Annotated in this window: 14 protein-coding genes, 1 pseudogene and 1 other annotated feature; all 15 genes and pseudogenes read right to left on the bottom strand. The window is 48.3% G+C overall.

Annotated features, from left to right (window positions below; translation table 11 throughout):
- Positions 1 to 62 precede the first annotated feature (62 nt).
- The 15 genes and pseudogenes from lspA to mraY all read right to left on the bottom strand — a co-directional run bounded on the left by lspA (position 63) and on the right by mraY (position 19167).
- A complete protein-coding gene (gene lspA, locus M1D61_RS07210) occupies positions 63 to 554 on the bottom strand; it encodes a signal peptidase II (RefSeq protein ID WP_458121753.1) in 492 nt (163 codons plus the stop codon).
- Positions 555 to 711: 157 nt separating this feature from the next.
- The gene (locus tag M1D61_RS07205) at positions 712 to 3150 is read right to left on the bottom strand and encodes an excinuclease ABC subunit UvrA (protein WP_458121752.1); all 2439 of its coding nucleotides are present in this window, start codon (positions 3148 to 3150) and stop codon (positions 712 to 714) included.
- A gap of 405 nt (positions 3151 to 3555) precedes the next feature.
- A complete protein-coding gene (ileS, locus tag M1D61_RS07200; protein WP_458121751.1) occupies positions 3556 to 6651 on the bottom strand; it encodes an isoleucine--tRNA ligase in 3096 nt (1031 codons plus the stop codon).
- A 115-nt stretch (positions 6652 to 6766) separates the two neighbouring features.
- Positions 6767 to 7130: a binding site (T-box leader), on the bottom strand.
- Between the two features lie 249 nt (positions 7131 to 7379).
- A pseudogene (locus tag M1D61_RS07195) lies at positions 7380 to 7880 on the bottom strand (DivIVA domain-containing protein); the annotation flags it as partial.
- Positions 7881 to 8236: 356 nt separating this feature from the next.
- Complete coding sequence (locus M1D61_RS07190) at positions 8237 to 9019, bottom strand: YlmH family RNA-binding protein (protein WP_458121750.1); 783 nt, start codon at positions 9017 to 9019, stop codon at positions 8237 to 8239.
- A gap of 117 nt (positions 9020 to 9136) precedes the next feature.
- Positions 9137 to 9355 (bottom strand): YggT family protein, encoded by a 219-nt coding sequence (locus M1D61_RS07185; protein ID WP_046215147.1) that lies wholly within the window; start codon positions 9353 to 9355, stop codon positions 9137 to 9139.
- A 58-nt stretch (positions 9356 to 9413) separates the two neighbouring features.
- Positions 9414 to 9863 (bottom strand): cell division protein SepF, encoded by a 450-nt coding sequence (locus tag M1D61_RS07180; protein ID WP_458121749.1) that lies wholly within the window; start codon positions 9861 to 9863, stop codon positions 9414 to 9416.
- A gap of 2 nt (positions 9864 to 9865) precedes the next feature.
- Positions 9866 to 10555, bottom strand: a complete 690-nt coding sequence (locus M1D61_RS07175; RefSeq protein ID WP_458121748.1) for a YggS family pyridoxal phosphate-dependent enzyme — start codon at positions 10553 to 10555, stop codon at positions 9866 to 9868.
- Positions 10556 to 10563: 8 nt separating this feature from the next.
- The gene (pgeF, locus tag M1D61_RS07170) at positions 10564 to 11409 is read right to left on the bottom strand and encodes a peptidoglycan editing factor PgeF (RefSeq protein ID WP_458121747.1); all 846 of its coding nucleotides are present in this window, start codon (positions 11407 to 11409) and stop codon (positions 10564 to 10566) included.
- Positions 11410 to 11604: 195 nt separating this feature from the next.
- Positions 11605 to 12750: a cell division protein FtsZ gene (ftsZ, locus tag M1D61_RS07165; protein ID WP_458121746.1), complete on the bottom strand. Its 1146-nt coding sequence runs from the start codon at positions 12748 to 12750 to the stop codon at positions 11605 to 11607.
- A 64-nt stretch (positions 12751 to 12814) separates the two neighbouring features.
- Positions 12815 to 14071: a cell division protein FtsA gene (gene ftsA, locus M1D61_RS07160; protein ID WP_458121745.1), complete on the bottom strand. Its 1257-nt coding sequence runs from the start codon at positions 14069 to 14071 to the stop codon at positions 12815 to 12817.
- A 373-nt stretch (positions 14072 to 14444) separates the two neighbouring features.
- A complete protein-coding gene (locus tag M1D61_RS07155) occupies positions 14445 to 15242 on the bottom strand; it encodes a cell division protein FtsQ/DivIB (RefSeq protein WP_458121744.1) in 798 nt (265 codons plus the stop codon).
- 227 nt (positions 15243 to 15469) lie between these two features.
- On the bottom strand, positions 15470 to 16594 hold the full coding sequence (gene murG / locus M1D61_RS07150; protein ID WP_458121743.1) for an undecaprenyldiphospho-muramoylpentapeptide beta-N-acetylglucosaminyltransferase: 1125 nt from the start codon (positions 16592 to 16594) through the stop codon (positions 15470 to 15472).
- Between the two features lie 117 nt (positions 16595 to 16711).
- Positions 16712 to 18196 carry a UDP-N-acetylmuramoyl-L-alanine--D-glutamate ligase gene (murD, locus tag M1D61_RS07145; RefSeq protein WP_458121742.1) on the bottom strand — a complete coding sequence of 495 codons (1485 nt, stop codon included), beginning with the start codon at positions 18194 to 18196 and terminating at the stop codon, positions 16712 to 16714.
- A gap of 2 nt (positions 18197 to 18198) precedes the next feature.
- A complete protein-coding gene (mraY, locus tag M1D61_RS07140; RefSeq protein ID WP_046214754.1) occupies positions 18199 to 19167 on the bottom strand; it encodes a phospho-N-acetylmuramoyl-pentapeptide-transferase in 969 nt (322 codons plus the stop codon).

Genomic DNA, 19167 nt, shown 5'->3' with positions numbered 1-19167 from the left:
GTATCCATCTCTTCTACAGATTCCAGACCCTCGGCCTGATTATGATTCTCTTGCTTACTCACTTATACATTCTCCTCTTCCTGCTTAGCAGGCTGTTTCTTCTCGCGGATCATATCCAGCAGCGCGTCCAGAACAATGAGCGCCACGCCGACAACAATACAGGAGTCCGCCACATTAAAAATCGGGAAGGTGTAGCTGCCAAAGTTAAACTGAAAGAAATCGACGACTTCACCCATCCGCGCACGATCTATAAAGTTGCCAATCGCTCCGCCCAGCACAAGTGACAGTGCCAGAGGCAGCAGCTTATCCGGCCGTGATTTGACTTTTTGGATATACCATATAATCGCAGCCACTACAATAATCGTAATCACGATAAAAAACCAGCGCTGATTCTGCAAAATGCCAAACGCTGCACCCTGATTGCGATGTGACGTAATCAGGAAAAAGTCACCGATTACCGGAATTTGCTCTCTGAGTTCCATACGTGTTGCCACAAAGTATTTGCTGATCTGGTCGATAATAATAGCCACGAGCGCAATTACATAATAGATCACGTTCATCCTCCACCCTGTTTGTTCAATCCTGTGCCGGCGGCAGCGGATATTAATTGTCATTTTGTCCGTTTGCATCGTGAACACAGCTTTTCCTATTGTAGCATAGGCGGAAATGATGCGTCTATTGGTCTGGTCAGGCAGCATGGCTGTGTACCATTTAATTCCTCTCCAAATATCTTCCGGTTATCGATGCCTGATTGTCTCTTAACGTCTGGGGTGATCCTTCTGCAATAATTTGGCCCCCTTTTGCTCCCGCTTCTGGACCCAGCTCAATGATCCAATCACATGAATTTAATACTTCGGAGTTATGCTCGATAACGATAACCGAATTTCCATCTTTGACCAGTTCATCCAGAAGTTTGATCAATTGTGCTGTATCGTAAAGACTCAACCCGGTAGTCGGCTCATCCATGACATACAGAATATTCCCTTTCTTTTTCTTTCCAATCTCTTTTGCGAGCTTCAGTCGTTGTGCTTCTCCCCCACTCATTGTGGAAGTCGGTTGTCCCAGTGTAATATAACCCATGCTAATACGCTCCATCACTTCCAGGGTAGCAACGATCGTTTTATGTTCTTTGAAGAATGAGACTGCTTCCGATACTTGCAGGTCAAGAATTTCCGAAATGGTTTTATCCTTGTATCTCACCTGCAGGGCTGCATCATTATATCGCTTTCCTTTACATTTGCTGCACGTTATATAAATTTTCATGGCTGTACCAGGAAAGACTGCTTGACGACCACTGCCTCCGCAATTCTCGCAGGCCCCCTCGGAATTAAATGAAAAGTGCCCGGCTGACAGCTGTAAGCGTCTAGCTTCAGGTTGGTCAGAGAAAAGCTTTCGAATTTTATCCCAGATCTTAATGAAGGTAACCGGATTGGAATTAATATTTCTACCGATTGGCGCTTGGGAAACTTCCGTAAAACCCGACAAATATGCCAGACCATCCACACTTTCCACTACTGTCTCAATAAGTGACGCATCATCTTCAATATTGCTTTGATAATCTCCGTTATACATTAGGGTGTTATTCCTTGATGAATTGCGAAAATGCTTTTTCAGAAATGGAACCAGCGTTTTTGAAATCAGCGAGCTTTTCCCACAGCCGGAAATTCCCGCCACACCAACCAGGACGCCAAGCGGCAGCGATACCGTCACATCTTTCAGATTATTCGTTTTTGCATGATGGATCGTTAATCGGGGTGACTTTTCATCGCTAAATATATCGGGTTTCAACGTTCTGATCGGCATTTTTGCTTTTCCGGACAAATACTGCCCGCTGAGTGAGTCCTCGCACTGAAGCAGCCCTGCATAACTACCTTCATAAATAACTTGTCCACCTTCGATGCCTGCCTTCGGTCCGACATCGATAATATGATCAGCAGCTTCAATCGTTCTTTTATCATGTTCGACTACAATAACGGTATTCCCCAATTCCTTGAGTGCATAAATGGAGTTCAGCAATTCAGCTTTTTCTGACTCATGTAATCCTACTGTGGGTTCATCAAGGATATAGATCAGCGATTCCATTTTCGATTCAAGATGGGAATTAAGAAATAATCGCTGCAGTTCTCCTCCGCTCAAGGAAGACATTTCTCTATAGAGCGATAAATGCCCTAAACGAGATCGGATCAATGAAGAGATTTTACGTAAAATGTCCTGACTTAAAATTACCCCTGGTGCTGTAAAACAGCTATTTTCCAGCGCAGATTCAAAAAAGAGTCTCGCTTCCAGAAGTGTCATCTTTCCGACTTCTCCAATATGTTGGCCATTAATGAATACTCTGCGTGCTTGGTCGCTAATGCGGTAGCCACTGCATTCCGGACATGCAACCAGCTCGTACAGGTTATCCATATACTCACCTTTTTTATGACGAATCTGCAATATGCGAGACAGACAGAAACTCTGATTGGCACTATTATTCGTGTAATGGCCATTAATGACCTCATTTTTGATAGACTCTGGCAGCTCTGCATACGATATATCCATATAGGATTTGAGTTGTCTCTCTACTATCCTTGTTATGCCGGGAGTAACATGGATAGATTCGAAAATTTCACGAACTGTTATTTGATCATTTGGAACTAACCTGTCCATATTAACCTGATAATAAGCACCGCGTCCTGAACATTTTACACACATGCCATTAATATTATTGTAGGAGAAGCAACCGAAATCGAGCTGATTCTTTTCATTTTCACAGGCACTACAGCTTCCCCCTTTCGTTACCGCTTCCTCGCACTGTGAGCAAGAAAGATGACCTTCACTGAAAAAGAGCAGACCAATAAGGCGTAGAAGATCTGTTCTTGAACCCACGGTTGATCGAGGGTTGGCTTGACGCACAATACTCTGCTTCACAGCAACTGTAGGACCAATGCCGGAAATGCTATCAAACTTCTGTTCATCTTCCAGATCTCCAAACAAGCCAATAGATTTCAGATATTCTTTACGCCCCTCTTCAAAGATGATATCGAACATAAGACTCGATTTACCTGATCCACTAATACCAGTGGCGACGATAAGTTTATTTTTGGGAATAGAAATATCAATTTCTTTAAGATTGTGTATCCGGGCTTTTTTCAAATCTATACTGTTCATCTTGGCTCTCCTCATTTCTTTATGAATATAATTTTAATAATTCGTTGTTACGAGAATTAAATTAGGTTTATGTATGGGTTTGATAGAGTACTATGTTGGCATTTTCCCCCTCCGTTCTCTGTTGTCCTTATCCTAACTTATTATAAAAAAAATCACTACATTTCTTTATATAATGAAAATGCTATCTATTTACATTTCATTGTTTGACTCGCATTTATCCAATACAAAGAACCCACCCTTCCAACAAAGGAAAGGTGGGTTCAATATTATATCTATGGGCTCAATCGTTATTAAAGTAAAACAGCCAGCCTCATATTTCACTCCTGAAAGCAATCAGCAGAACGTAATATGAATGCGAATCCAATATGCTAATCACAATATTCCATCCTGCCTTGAATCAACCACTCAGTTAATATGAATACCCGCTTTTTGACCGACCAGCTCTACCTGCTCCATACCTTCCACTTCACCAAAGCTTACATCGGTGACGAGTACATTTTCGCGCAGTACATGATCGAATGCTTCGATTGCCTGACGCAGTTCGTCGCTGACGTTCAGGGTCAGGTGAACATATTTCTCGATCGGCAGGTCAAGCTTTTTGCGGTAATCCTGTACGGTACGTACTACTTCGCGTACCCAGCCTTCCTGTTCCAGTTCAGGCGTGATATCGGTGTTCAGTGCAACAGTCAGACCATAGCCGGATGCAGAAGCAAAGCCGGATTTGGCTTTTTTCTCTACCAGCAGTTCTTCACTCGTCACATGCAGCTCTTCGCCTTCCGGAGAAGTGATGTTCAGCACACCGGCTGCCACAACATTACGGGTTTCTTCGGCAGACATTTCCTTGAAGAAGTTCTGCAGGAAGCCTACGTTTTTGCCGTACTTCTTACCAGCAACTTTCAGATTCAGTTTGAAACTGAAATCGACGAAGCCTGCATCGTCATGCTCGGTACGGATTCCTTTGACATTGATCTCATCCTTGATGATCTCTTCATACGATGCCAGATCAAAGTCCTTGTCCAGCGAGACGATCAGCTCGGACAGCGGCTGACGGTTCTTGATACCGGTCTCGTTACGAACGTTACGCGCCAACTCAACGATGCGGCGTGCTGTCTCCATATCGCGCTCCAGCTCCAGATCCACCAGTGCTTCATTCACTACCGGATAATCTTCCATATGCACGCTCTCGCCGCTGCTCAGGTTGAGGTAGATATCTTCTGCCAGCATTGGTGTAAATGGTGCTACCAGCTTGGCTGTCGTCAGCAGTACTTCCGTCAGTGTACGGTAAGCATCCAGCTTGTCTTCAGTCAACCCACTGCCCCAGAAGCGGTCACGGGAACGACGGATATACCAGTTACTCAGTTCATCGACAAAGCCTTCGATCGCTTTGGAAGAATTCAGGTAATCATTGACAGCCAGTGCTTTCTCCACTTGAACGATCAGGCTGTTCAGACGGGAAACGATCCAGCGGTCCAGCTTGTGTGCCGATGGCTGGAATGGATGCTCTGCCGGGTCAAATCCATCGATCGTTGCATATAGCGTCAGGAACGCATGTGTATTCACGAGGGTGTCGATCATTTTGGATTTGGCTTCACCGACGATGCCTTTGGAGAAACGTTTGCTGTTCCATGGTGCACTATCGGACAGCAGTGCCCAGCGGAAAGCGTCAGTACCGTATTCTTCGATCACTTCCCAAGGATCAATTACATTGCCTTTGGATTTGGACATCTTCTGTCCGTTCTCATCCAGTACGTGTCCGGTCGCCATAACCGCTTTGTACGGTGCCTTGCCGGTCATCAGTGTAGATACGGCCAGCAGGCTATAGAACCAGCCACGTGTCTGGTCGATCCCTTCACAGATCATATCCGCCGGATACTGCTGCTCAAAGGTCTCCACATTTTCAAAAGGATAATGCTGCTGGGCAAACGGCATCGAACCACTGTCGAACCATACATCAATGACTTCCGGTGTACGCTTCATTTCATACTTGCCGCAGGAGCTGCGAACTTTGATATCATCCACATACGGTTTGTGCAGTTCCAGGTTCTCCGGCACATCACCGATGGCACGCTCACGCAGTTCGGCGATGCTATGTGGTGCAAACTGCTCACCGGTCTCCTCGCATACCCATACGTTCAGCGGTGTACCCCAGTAGCGGTCACGGCTGATATTCCAGTCCACGAGATCTTCCAGGAACTTGCCGAAGCGTCCTTCACGCACATGACCCGGATACCAGTTCACTTCATTATTGTTGGCGATCAGCTGATCCTTGATCGCTGTCGTCTGGATAAACCAGCTGTCCATTGCATAGTAGAGCAGCGGTGTATCACAGCGCCAGCAGAACGGATAGCTGTGCTCGTATCTTTCTTTGCTGAACAGACGTCCATGCTCGGACAGGTAACGGATGATATCCACATCACAGTCTTTGACAAAACGACCGGCAAAGTCAGTTACCGCATCAACGAATTTACCTTCCAGATCAACCATATTTACAAAAGTGATGCCATTCTCACGGCAGACACGGTAGTCATCTTCACCATGAGCCGGAGCCATATGGACGATACCTGTACCACTCGCATCGGTAACGAATCCTGCGCCGAGGATGATGTTCGCTTTTTCCGCTTGGACATAGTTAAATGGCGGGTCATAGGTTTTGCCGACCAGATCGGCACCCGGCATCGTGCTCAGCACTTCATAATCGCCTTTGCTTTCTTTCATAACCTCTTCGACGAGGTTTTTGGCCATGATGTATACTTCGCCATCCTGGCTGACACGTGCATATTCCATCTCCGGATTAACTGCCAGTGCCACGTGGGAAGGCAGTGTCCAAGGCGTTGTCGTCCATGCCACTACATATTCGCCGCTGTCGTGCAGCTTGAACTTGGCAGTTGCACTCAAGTCCTTGACGTCTTTGTAGCCTTGAGCCACCTCATGGGAGCTTAGTGTCGTCTGACAGGAAGGACAGTATGGGCTTACCCGGTGTCCGCGGTACATCAATCCTTTGTCATGGATTGTTGCCAGGTTGTTCCATACGCTCTCGATGTAATTATTATCGAGTGTGATGTAGGGATGATCCATATCGGTCCAGTAACCGATCGCTTCGGTCAGATCGCGCCACTGCTGCTCGTATTCGAATACGCTCGCTTTACATTCGTTGATGAATTTCTCTACGCCATAGTCTTCGATTTCCCATTTATGGGAAATGCCGAGCTTTTTCTGTACGCCGAGTTCTACCGGCAGACCATGTGTATCCCAGCCTGCTTTACGCACGACACGATAGCCTTTCATCGTGTTATAACGACCGATAAAGTCCTTGATTACGCGGCCCAGTACGTGTCCGATATGCGGTTTGCCGTTCGCGGTCGGCGGTCCTTCATAAAATACGAAGTTCGGCTTGCCTTCACGGCTCTCGATGGAACGCTGGAATGTACGCTCGCTGTTCCATTTGTTCAGGATACGCAGGTCGCGTGCCCGTGCTTTTTCTTTGATATCTACTTTTTGCATGTCCATTTCATCCTTTCGTCTGTCTCATTGTGCTGCGATCATCTGTCTGGTCGTATGCATGTGTCCCTGGTACTATAAATCATCATGTTCCAGAACATAAAAAAGCCCCATCCCAAAAAGGGACGAGGCTGCTCGCGTTACCACCCTTGTTCCATTTCACCTGTCTGCTGTAAAGCTGAACATCATCGGCTGACTACCATACATTCCTGCCGGTCTCAGCAAAATCACAAGCTGAGTGACTGTCAAAATGTACTTACGGCTGCAGCGATTGATCTCCACAGATAAAATGACACTTGTACCCGCATCATCTAATGCGGTGCCTCTGTAACGGCAGGCAATCCGGCTTGGCTTACTACAAATTACGGTTCAGCCGCGCTTCTCCGGGGAGATCTTCCATAGCGCATTGTTCATTGGCTTGCACCTGCCGCCAACTCTCTGGGAACAATGACAGCCTGTACTGGCCCCATCACTGAATTTAGAAGTTATATCATACTGCACTATAACGATCTCTGACCGTCTGCTTACACTACGGTATGCAGTACAGTCAGCTGTGCCGGAATATGGAATCCATGCACAGTCATAAAATATTTATAGCGCTTCGGGCTGAAAATGTCAACCTGATCTTTTGCATATCAGTACATATCTCCTGAAGAGCGTGACTCTTCCGCTTCACGATCTTCCAGGCGTTCGCGTTCACGGTTCCACTGTTCGCGTTCACGCTCGTTGCGTTCCTGACGTTCGCTGCTGGTTCGCTCCAGCTCGCGGGTCTGGTTTTCCAGTGCGTCCCAGCCATCCTGGCTGAGCAGCTCCAGCTGCGCTTCGACCAATGTACGGAAACGGGTCCGGTAGATGGAAGCCTGCTTTTTGAGCTCTTCCACTTCCATGGAGATCTTGCGTGCCTTGGACAGCGACTCATTGATGATCCGGTCCGCATTTTTCTCGGATTCCTTGATAATCAGCTGGGCCTCTTTTTTGGCATTGTTTTTTACTTCATCGGCCGCTTCCTGGGCAACGATGATCGTTTTGCTGAGTGTCTCTTCCAGATTTGCGAAATGGTCCAGACGCTCCTGCACTGCCAGCAGCTGGTTCTGCAGGTCTTTATTGTCGCGGATCATTCCCTCGTAATCCTTGATTACCTGATCCAGGAACTCATTCACTTCGTCTTCGTCATAACCACGCAGCCGACGCGAGAATTCCTTATTATGTATATCCAGCGGGGTTAATGGCATAATAGACACCTCCTATAATATTTAGGCCGCTTAAATTGCCTCATTACTGCTATCATACTGTATTTCGGCAACATTGAATATACTCTTGTGTCGAAAGCAGATATGTTAGTCTATATCGGCTGATAGCGCCTGTTTTTTGATCCTGTTTGGCGTCTCCTGTACACACCGGAAATAACAGCCTGGTACAAAAAAACCGACCTGAATGGAGCTCTGGTCCGTTTTTTTGTCCATTCTTCTGCCGGGTTGTCCGCCGGACACATGCCCGGCGGACAACCCTATTCAAATGCCAGGCAGATGGTAGACGGCTATGCTATCCGCTTATGCGGTCAGAACGTCAAAGAAGGATCTACTGTTTATCACACATATTTACCGATTTTGACTCGGTACCTTCCCTTTTTGGTCACACCTTCCAGTTCAAGTACCTTGAAACGGCCCAATCCCTGGACGGATACCATATCCCCTTCTTTGAGAGGATGGGAAGGATCTTCTTCGGGCTTCCAGTTAACCCGGCAGCGCCCCGCCTTGATCGGAACGAGTATTTTGCTGCGGCTCAGCCGGTACACATCACTGGCAATGCCATCCAGACGCATCGAAGCCACGCTCAGTTCCAGCGTTTGGATATCCGGCACAGCCGCGCGAAGTTCACTGATCGGCAGCAGACTGGTCATCACATGCAAACGGTGAACCTGATTCATATGCAAATGCAAATAGGAAGCGATCTCCGAAGCCACAACGGTATGACAGCCATCATCCAACACATGGATATCGCCAACCTTGCCGCGCTTCATACCAAGTCCTAGAATGGAGCCCATATAATCGCCATGCTCCAGTTCCGTGAACTTCTGGCCCTCCGGTGTAATCGATAACACTTCCAGCTGCATGTCTTCCGACTCCAGATCCAGATAATCCGGACCGACCAGTGCCCGCTTGCGCTCAGCATGGGGCGAACCGCCATCCAGTCGCAGCTGTACATCCGGTTCTCTGGCGATCAGCGTAGACAAAATATAGGCCTGTCTCGGATCGAGAAAGTCCGTCAGTTTCTGCTCATGATAACGGGCTGCGTTATCAACCCACTCCGCAGCCCGTTCTACAAACTCCCGCTCATCCGGATGAAAATGATGATGAATATTACTATGCATGAGTGGTTACTACCTTTCATTGAGCTATCTTGCGACAGCTCCTGTACTGTATAAGGATATAGCCGTATTCGGCCTGCAACATCCGTCTGCCGTATAGTGACTTATCATTAATCCAAATTAGTAGAACAGGCTGATCAACAGGTACTGAAGGCCGCTAAAAGCCAGATTCAGTACGAACAGCGCCACGATTGGCGAAATGTCCAGCACTCCGCCAATTGGCGGAATAAAGCGGCGGAACGGCGCCAGATAAGGCTCTACCAATTTGCCCAACAGCTGTCCAAACGAACTTTCGCGTGCGCTAGGCAGCCAGGACAACAGGATATAAATAATAAGCATATACGTATAGATCTGGTACAAAATGTTTAATACCGCAAAAACTGTACCCAACGTTCTATCACCTCATCTTGTTAATATCAAAATCTTCACCAAGTATCTCCGCGATCGTGCCTTCAATCTCCACCGTATCCGGTGTGCACAGGAAAATGTTACCGCCGATCTTGGAAATGCTGCCGCCGAGTGCGTACACCGTTCCGCTCATAAAATCGATAATCCGCAGCGCCTGGTCCGTACGGACACGCTGCAGGTTCACAATGACCGAACGGTGCGAGCGCAGATGATCTGCAATATCCTGTGCTTCATCGTAGCTTCGCGGCTCATTCAAAATGACTTTCACATTTTTTTGTGAATGAATACTAACGACATTATTCGCTCTACTGTTCTTACGTAGATCGGCCGGAGAAGTTTCACGGCGATCATCATCTTCCTCAATAATCTGCTCACGCTCCACAATTTCCTCTTCTTCCTGAAGCCCCAGAAAGTTCATAAAGCGATTCATTACTCCCATCGTTAATCCTCCTCTTTACCCACCAAAATGGAACCGAGGCGTACAAAGGTCGCCCCTTCCTCAACTGCTATCTCAAAATCACCCGACATTCCCATCGACAGATGCTGCATCGGTTGTTCCGTCAGCTTGAGCTCATTCAGCCGGTCTCTTAATTCATGAAGTCCGCGGAATACCGGACGTGTCTGTTCCGGATCATCGACTTCCGGTGCCATCGTCATCAGTCCTACCACATTCAGATGCGGCATCTGCTGAACAGCCTGCAGCAAAGCAGGCGCATCCGCCGGGGCCAGTCCATATTTGGACTCTTCGCCGGATACATTAATCTGTACGAATACATTTACACGGATATCCAGTTCGGCTGCCTTTTTCTCCAGCTCTTTGGCCAGTGACAGGCGGTCCAAAGAATGAATATATTGAAATTTGCCAATAACGTCTTTGACTTTGTTGGTCTGCAAATGACCGATAAAATGCCATACGCCGCGATCATGCAGCGCTTCCCATTTTTCCCGGGCGTTTTGCCAGCGGTTTTCTCCTAAGTGTACAAGTCCTGCATCCAGTACGCGTGCTGTCTTTTCCAGCGACACATATTTGGTGACAGCGACTATCTGGATTTCATCCACACTGCGGCTGCTTCGCTCACAGACAGCGGCAATACGCTCCTGTACATGAGCTATACGTTCTTGTAGTCCCAATCTGTAGTTCACTCCATTTCTATACCAACCCAGCTTGCCATACGGCCTGTACGTCCTCCATCTGCACGATAAGAGAAGAACAGATCATTGTTCTCGTACGTACACCATGTACTCATTTCGATATGCTGGGGCTGTATTCCTGCATAAATCATAATTTCCCGATTTAATTGTTTGAGGTCGAGCCAGGTTTTGCCCGGCTTGCCCGGTCTCGCGTATGTAAGCTGCTGACCATTACCCTCAAGCCTGGCTGTCCAAACATCTACCGCATCCATGACCTTGCTGTCCACTTCATAATGACCGCTGCCAATTGAAGGGCCGATCGCTGTACGGATATCGGCTGTATCGCTGCCATACTGCTCTGTCATGGTCCGGATCATTGCTCCGGCAATATCAGCTACCGTGCCTTTCCAGCCAGCATGAGCCAGTCCTACAACCTTATGCACAGGGTCTATAAAATATAATGGCACACAATCCGCGTAAAAGGAAGTCAGCAATATGCCAGGCACATTGGTGATTAACCCATCGGTTTCCTGAAATGCGCTTTCCCGGTCAGCCCAGCCTTTACCTGCATGCTCCGCTGTTACAATGGCGATATGATTGCTGTGAACCTGTTCTCCGCACACCCAGTTCTCCGGGTGAAAGCCGAGTGCATCGCAGAGCAGCCTGCGATTCTCCAGCACATCTGCTGCCTGGTCCTCAACATGATAGGCCAGATTAAAAGAATTGTAGGGCGCTTTGCTGACACCACCGCGCCGTCCGGTAAAGCCTGCATTCAATCCGCTGCTGTATGCTGAACAGTCCAGCATAAACAGCTCTGGCCTGTTATTTTCGGTTGTATGAATAAATGGTTCCATATGCATACCTCATCTCTGGCAGTTCTGCACAGTTCCTATGGAGCTGTACGGATATTTAACAAAATACATAAAGCTTGTTGAAATGAAAAAGACCTGTTTTCCGTAGAAAACAAGTCCTTTCCGTAAATCAAGTACATCCTGTATCAGGGAATGTTCACCAAACCGGTTCCCATTCCCGATTATGTGTTAACGGTTCTAGTCGTTTTTGTGACGGGAACGATTACGCAGGAAAGTAGGGATATCCAGCTGGTCTCCACTTGGCTGCTGATTATTGTTGCTGAACTGGCGCGGACTAGGCGCTTTTTCTTCAGCTGGAGCTTCGCCCGAAGTTGACTGCTGTGGCTGGGACGCGGATGGACGGCGTGCCGGCTGCATTGGCTGTGCAGGCTTATGTTCAAAACCCGTTGCAATAACGGTAACCTTGATCTCTTCCTTGAGGTTCTCATCAATGATCGCACCGAAGATCATGTTGACTTCCGGATCGGATGCACTGATAACAATCTCAGCCGCTTCGTTAACTTCATACAGGGACAGGTTGTTGCCGCCCGTAATATTCATGATTACGCCGCGTGCGCCTTCGATGGAAGTCTCCAGCAGTGGGCTCATGATCGCTTTACGTGCCGCTTCAGCTGCACGATTCTCGCCTGTTGCTTCACCGATACCCATCAGGGCAGAGCCGCGCTCGGTCATGATGGTTTTCACGTCAGCAAAGTCAAGGTTGATCAGACCCGGTACAGCGATCAGATCGGAAATACCCTGTACAGCTTGACGCAGTACATTATCGGCTTCACGGAATGCCTCCAGCATCGGAGTCTTCTTGTCGACGATCTCCAGCAGGCGGTCATTCGGAATGACGATCAGGGTATCTACTTTTTCCTTGAGTGCTTCGATACCGAGTTCTGCCTGGGAAAACCGTTTACGGCCTTCAAAGGTGAACGGACGGGTAACGACGCCGACTGTCAGCGCGCCGCACTCTCTCGCAATTTCTGCAATTACAGGGGCTGCACCTGTTCCTGTACCGCCGCCCATACCTGCAGTTACGAATACCATATCTGCCCCTTTCAGCGTGTTGCTGATCAGATCACGGGATTCTTCGGCTGCTTTTTTACCCACATCAGGATTCGCTCCTGCACCCAGACCGCGCGTCAGCTTGTCGCCGATTTGCAGTTTGTGTTCGGATTTAGCCAGATGCAATGCCTGTGCATCTGTATTTACCGTTATAAATTCCACGCCTTGAACACCATTCTCGATCATCCGATTGACTGCATTGCTTCCGCCGCCGCCAACACCGATGACCTTAATCTGGGCCAGGCTCTCCATTTCGAAATCAAATTCCAACATACTCTTCCATCTCCCCCTCATTGTCCATGAATGGCTCGTTCCAAGCTAGAATGAACTTCTTTTATTAAATGAATTCACTGAACATGTTTTTGAGCCGTTCAATCAAGCCCGGTTTTGCATTGCTCTCCGGGGTCGATGCGGCTTTGTTACGAGCCGGTGCTTTTTTATTGGCGCCAGCTGTACTTCCGCCGCCGCGAATATTGCGAATCACATTATACAGGATGCCGACACCGCTCGTATAGGCAGGGTCGCGTACACCGATGTAATCAGGAACTGCAATCCGGACAGAAGCTGCCAGTTCTTCACGGGCAATCTCGAGAACCCCCGGCATGGATACAGTGCCTCCTGTGAGTATATAACCACCCGGCAGCTCATGATAACCGAGACGTACAACTTCCTGACGAATCAATTCAAAAATTTCCTGTACACGCGGTTCTATAATCGCTGCAAGATCCTGCTGTGTGAACTCCTTGTCCACATTGCTGCCGATACGCTGTACTTTGAATACAACATCCGGCGCAGCTTCTTCATGAAGCGCACAGCCGTATTTGAGCTTCACTTTCTCCGCATTCTCTGTCAGGGTCCGCAGACCGTAGGCGATATCATTTGTAACAAACTCGCCGCCGATCGGCAAGGTAGAGGTAGCCTTGAGAGAACCATCTTCAAAAATGGCGATAGTGGATGAACCTGCTCCAATATCAACCAGCACGGCTCCCATCGTTTTCTCGTCTTTGGACAGTGCCAGCTGTCCGGCTCCCAGGGAAATCAATACCAGATCCTTAATATGCAGATCCGCTTTCTCTACACAGCGGAGCAGGTTATGAATGGATGTCTTGGCGCCTGTAATGATGGTTGCCTCCACTTCCAGCCTGACTCCGATCATGCCGCGCGGATCCTGGATTCCTTCCAGTCCGTCAACCACGTATTGCTTGGCGACTACATCGATAATTTCCCGTTCAGGCGGAAGGGCAATAACTTCTGCCGCTTTCAGCACCCGTTCGATATCCTCTTCGCCAATCTCGCGGTCTTCATTGGATACGGCTACTACTCCGTGGCTCGTTTGAAGTCCGATGTGGTTGCCCGAAATACCTACAATCACTTCAGATATTTGAATGCCGACCATACGCTCTGCATGATCAACTGCATTTCGGATGGACTGCACGGTCTGATCAATATCAACGATCGCGCCCTTGCGAATTCCTTCCGAGTCGGCAGATCCAACTCCAATAATATTAAAGGTTCCATTGTTCATTTCCCCGATAATAGCACGAACTTTGGATGTACCGATGTCCAAACTAACAATGATGTCATTGTTGCTCAAGCCCTTGGCACCTCCTGTAAATTCCTTAGTTAAAATAGTGCATTTCCGTTCTTCTGGGCTTGCTGCCTAAAAGCTGGAAACTCAATTTCCGAAAATCATTTTCCATAAAACGCTCTCTACATTAGTATTCCACATTTCATATGCTTTCCCTCTTTTTTCTGCAAACTTTTTGGGGTCCCGAAAAACGCTAAAAGTGTGGAGAAAAAAGAAAGAGCTCACCGGGTACTTCAGAAAATTGTTAAGCCAGTATTAAAGTTTACAATTCTTTAATATCTATACAGCCTATTCTAGCATTTTTCTGACGCGGCAGAAAGTATTGCGGCCCGAACATTGTCAAAAAGTACATTTTGCCAACATAAAGATGTCAAAATCGTTACTGCGCGGATGCCTCTTCTGCCTCATCCTTGATATCATCCGGATTAAACGGGGTATAGGCATCGGCCTCCAGCATGGTGATCACGCCGGGCGGCTGCGTCTCAATAACCTGGTTCAGGTACTCTACTTTGTCTGCGAGCAGCGATATGCTTGTAATCACTTCAAAACGTGAACGGGTATACATCATGATCCGATCCGGGAATGAAGGCGTCGGAGAAGGGATGATCTCCGAAATATCCGATGTCAGTTCACCCGGTATTGTTCCCAGTACTTTGCACAGCTGAACCTTTTGCGCTTCATAGTCCGCCCACTGGGTGAGTACGGGCTTTTCTACAGCTACGCCGCGCGTGTCGGCACGTACCGAAGCTCCGCTCTGCAAAATAGCTGTCAATTGTCCCGACCCTGCCAGCTCGTAGGCAACAACAGGGTACTCTTTGATCATTACGTCAATTTTACCCGGAAAGTGCTTGGTTACTGTTGCGCTCTCAATCGCCGGGATGCTCAAGAGCCTCTCCTTGATCGTGTCGGCAGATGAACCGTAAAAAGCATTGCCTTTGGCCAGCCGGGTCGCTGACAGCAGATCTGTCTTGGATGTAAACGCGTTACCTCTGAAAGTGATCTCTGATATTTTGCCCAGCGGTGAGAACCAGAATACGATCCCGAGTATCAGCAGGAAAAATATGCTCAGCAGAATGATCAATCGGTTTTTACGTCCGTATAATCTGCGGCCTGTAGCAGGGCGGGATCCTGCAGGATATTCATTTTTCGGAAGAACAACTAGTTTTTGCTTTGGCATGGCAATTCTCCAATAAGTCTTATTTCAATCCAATCCTCATTACAGCAAGGTTATGCTTGAACTTCTCCGTCATTATAGCATGCCCCATTTGGAATCCCCAACTAGCGTGAAGCTTCTTCCGAGTGTTTCCCTGCATAGCATGGAGCCACTTCATTGCATTAGCATGATATTTCGTCATCATGACCGATTGTCGATACAGACGATTTGTATGTAACTGTTCGTCCTGTTCATTCCTTTACCACAGGAACTCCGCAGATCCGCTGTATCTCTTCAACGAGTAAAAAGGCAGACTGTGGAGTTCCCAGACCGGAAGCCGCTTCGGACATTTGCTGCCGTTCCTGTTCATTATCCATAATTCGGTCAATATGGGCGATCAATGCCTCTCCACTGAGCTCACGTTCCAACAGCATCTCCGCTGCTCCGGCCTTTTTGAGAGCCAGCGCATTGGCTTCCTGATGATTGTTGGTGACATTCGGTGACGGAATCAATAATGAGGGCGTACCAAGTGATGTAATTTCAGCCAGGGAAGACGCGCCTGCACGACCGATCATCAGGGAAGTCGCTGCCAGCACTTCAGGCATATTCGGAATATAGGGCAGTACATGCAGATAGTTCGGTATTGAGCCTGTCCCCTGGTTAATGCGCTCATAGATCTCATCATAATAGATCTCACCTGTAACGAACACATAATGTACATCGGGTTTGGGCTTTAATAGAGGTGCTGTCTGTACCATGGCTTCCACCAGTGCACGTGCTCCCCGGCTTCCGCCAACCATCAGTACAATCCGGGCATCTCCAGGCAGTCCAAGTGAAGCCAGTCCGCGTTCACGATCGGCATGCTGTACCATAGTCGCCCTCGGATTACCCGTGAACAGCACATGCTTAGCTCTGCGGAATTTGGAAATGGCTTCTTCAAAGCTGACAGCTACAGTATCCGCATATCCGCTTAAAAATAAATTGGTCAGTCCCGGAATCGCATTCTGTTCATGAACCATTGTAGGTACACCCAGCTTGGCTGCCGCATAGACCACAGGTCCGCATACATAACCTCCGGTTCCGATAACAATATCCGGCTTGAATTCGCGTATGAGTTTTTTTGAAATTTTCACACCTTGAATGAAGCGGTTGATTGTCTTCACATTTTCCAGTGAGAACAGTTTTCTGCGAAATCCCGTAATATCAATCGACTCAAAACGCATTTTAGCTTCCGGTACTATTCGTGTCTCCAGGCCGCGTTTACCGCCGATATACAGAAATTCGGCTTGGATACCTTGCTCCTTGAACTGCTCGGCGATAGCCAGTGCCGGATAAATATGACCTCCGGTACCTCCCCCTGTTAAGATAACTCGCATTTTTCGCACCTCCTTTCATTTCAAAATTGCGTATCTCAGTCTCTGAGTTACATATTGTATAGTACAATAGAGTGCCTGGCTATTAGCAGGATTACCAGAGCTGTATATATCAGGAATCTACAGTTCACTGACAGCCTGCTTGAATACTTTCCCTCTGATTTCATAGGAGGCAAACATATCCCAGCTGGCACATGCAGGCGACAGCAGTACAATATCACCGGATTCCGCTAGTTCAGATGCTTGCTGAACGGCCTGTCGAACGGCCTGCTCCGCATCGTCTGTCTCTTCTACAATCTGTACGGAAGCGATTCCTGCGAGTTCGGCGACACGCGCCAGTTTATGACGAGTCTGACCGAGTACAACGAGAGCCTTGACCTGGGACTGAAGCACAGGCAGCAGATCCATATAATCGGATCCCCGATCCAATCCACCGGCAATCAGTACAATTCCCTGATCCTGAAAAGCGGACAGTGCCATCATTGTGGCCTTGGCATTGGTAGCTTTGGAATTGTTGTAATAAGCCACTTCATTATGGGTCGTCACATACTCCAGACGATGCTCCACACCACGGAAGCTGCGCAGGGTGTCTGCCAGCTCTTGTGGTTGGCAGCCTGCGGCAATGGCAATCGCACAGGCGGACAGTGCATTTTCCACATTATAACGACCAGGAATACCCAGCTCCTCCACACGCAGAATCGGCACAGCGCCCTGCACTTCATCCCAGTACATGATCGTCCGTACCAGTTCATCCTCGATATCCGGCAGGTAGGACGGGGATACGTATATTCCGCATACAGACATATTCGTCTCCGCTGAGAGGGCAGCTGTCATGGCTGCATTATTGCCCAGTTCCTCGTTCACGGAGAAAGGAATGATGCGGCCTGCTTTGATATAAGGAATCATACTACGGCAGTAGCTGTCATCCCAGTTTAGAATAGCGGTATCCTTTTCACCCTGATTTTCAAAAATTTTGCGTTTGGACGTTACATAATCATCCATCGTGCCATGATAATCCAGATGGGTCTCGGCTACATTCAGCAGGCAGGCAATCCTCGGATTGAAATCCCGTGTGCCTTTGAGCTGGAAGCTGCTCAGCTCGGCCACAATAATGGCGTTGTCCTTCTCTTTGGCCTGCATAACCGCCTCACAAAGCGGAATACCGATATTGCCGCCTACGATCGGATGCAGTCCACAGGCATCCAGCATTTGACCCACCCAAGTAGTGGTTGTCGTCTTGCCGTTGGAACCGGTAATGCCGATCATTGGAACATCCGATATCCGATAAGCCAGCTCGACTTCGGTAATGATTTCGATACCCAGTTCAAGCGCCTGCTGAATCGGCGGCGCACTGTAAGGGATACCGGGATTTTTGACAAGCAGTGCCACGTCCCGGTGAATCAGTCCTTCCGGATGTCCGCCGCAGATGACCTGTATATCCAGTTCTTCCAGCTCGGCTGCTTCGGGGGACTGCTCTCTTGGTTTCAAATCATTGACGGTCACGACAGCACCGAGACGATGCAGCGCTTTGGCCGCTTCGACACCGCTGCGTGCCAAGCCGATCACAACGACCGGCAGTCCGCGGTAAGATTGAGGATCATTCATCACTACAACCCCTTGCTAATATAGATTCCGAGCACGGCCAATACGAGGCTGACTGCCCAGAAGGTCGTCACTACACGCCATTCCGACCAGCCGGATAATTCAAAATGATGGTGAATCGGTGCCATTTTAAATACACGCTTGCCGTTACGGGTCTTATAGGAGACTACCTGAATAACAACAGACAGCAGTTCCACGACGAACACACCGCCAATGATCAGGAACAGCAGTTCACTTTTGGTTACGATCGCAATACCGCCGATCGCTCCCCCTATTCCGAGTGAACCCATGTCTCCCATAAATACTTTGGCCGGATGCGCATTGAACACGAGGAATCCGATCACTGCGCCGATCATTGCTGCGGCACATACGGCAGCAGCAGGCGCCGTCGCCTGAATCGCAATAATCGCATAAGCGGCAAATGCAATGGCACTTACCCCGGACAGTAAGCCGTCCACTCCATCGGTAAAGTTAACCGCATTAGTAATCGCCAGCAGCATGATAACGATGAACGGATAATAGAACCAACCGCCCCAGTCAAAGGAGAATGAAGTCCCTGGGATACCAAGCGCCGTACTATGCCCTTTATCAATCAACAAATAACAGATAATTGCCGAAAAGAACAGCTGCATTACCAATTTCTGCTTGACCGTCAGACCGAGTGAACGTTTCAGGCCGATTTTGATGTAATCATCGAGAAATCCGATCAGACCGAAGCCTACTGTAGACGTTAACAGCACCCAAAAGTTCGTATCAATCACCGAGAACTTGATGAAGACAAGTGTCGCTGCCAGGATAATAACAATACCGCCCATTGTTGGCGTTCCTGCCTTTTTCAGATGGGTCTGTGGGCCGTCACTGCGTACATGCTGTCCGAACTTGATACGTCGCAGCAGCGGGATCAGTATCGGCATCGCAATAATTGACAGTATGAATGATGCGGCAGCCGCTAATAACAATATTTGAAAATCCAT

The sequence above is a fragment of the Paenibacillus sp. Z6-24 genome, from assembly GCF_054161335.1.
Note: the sequence above shows the minus strand (reverse complement) of the source record. Positions and strands in the feature narration are given on the sequence as shown.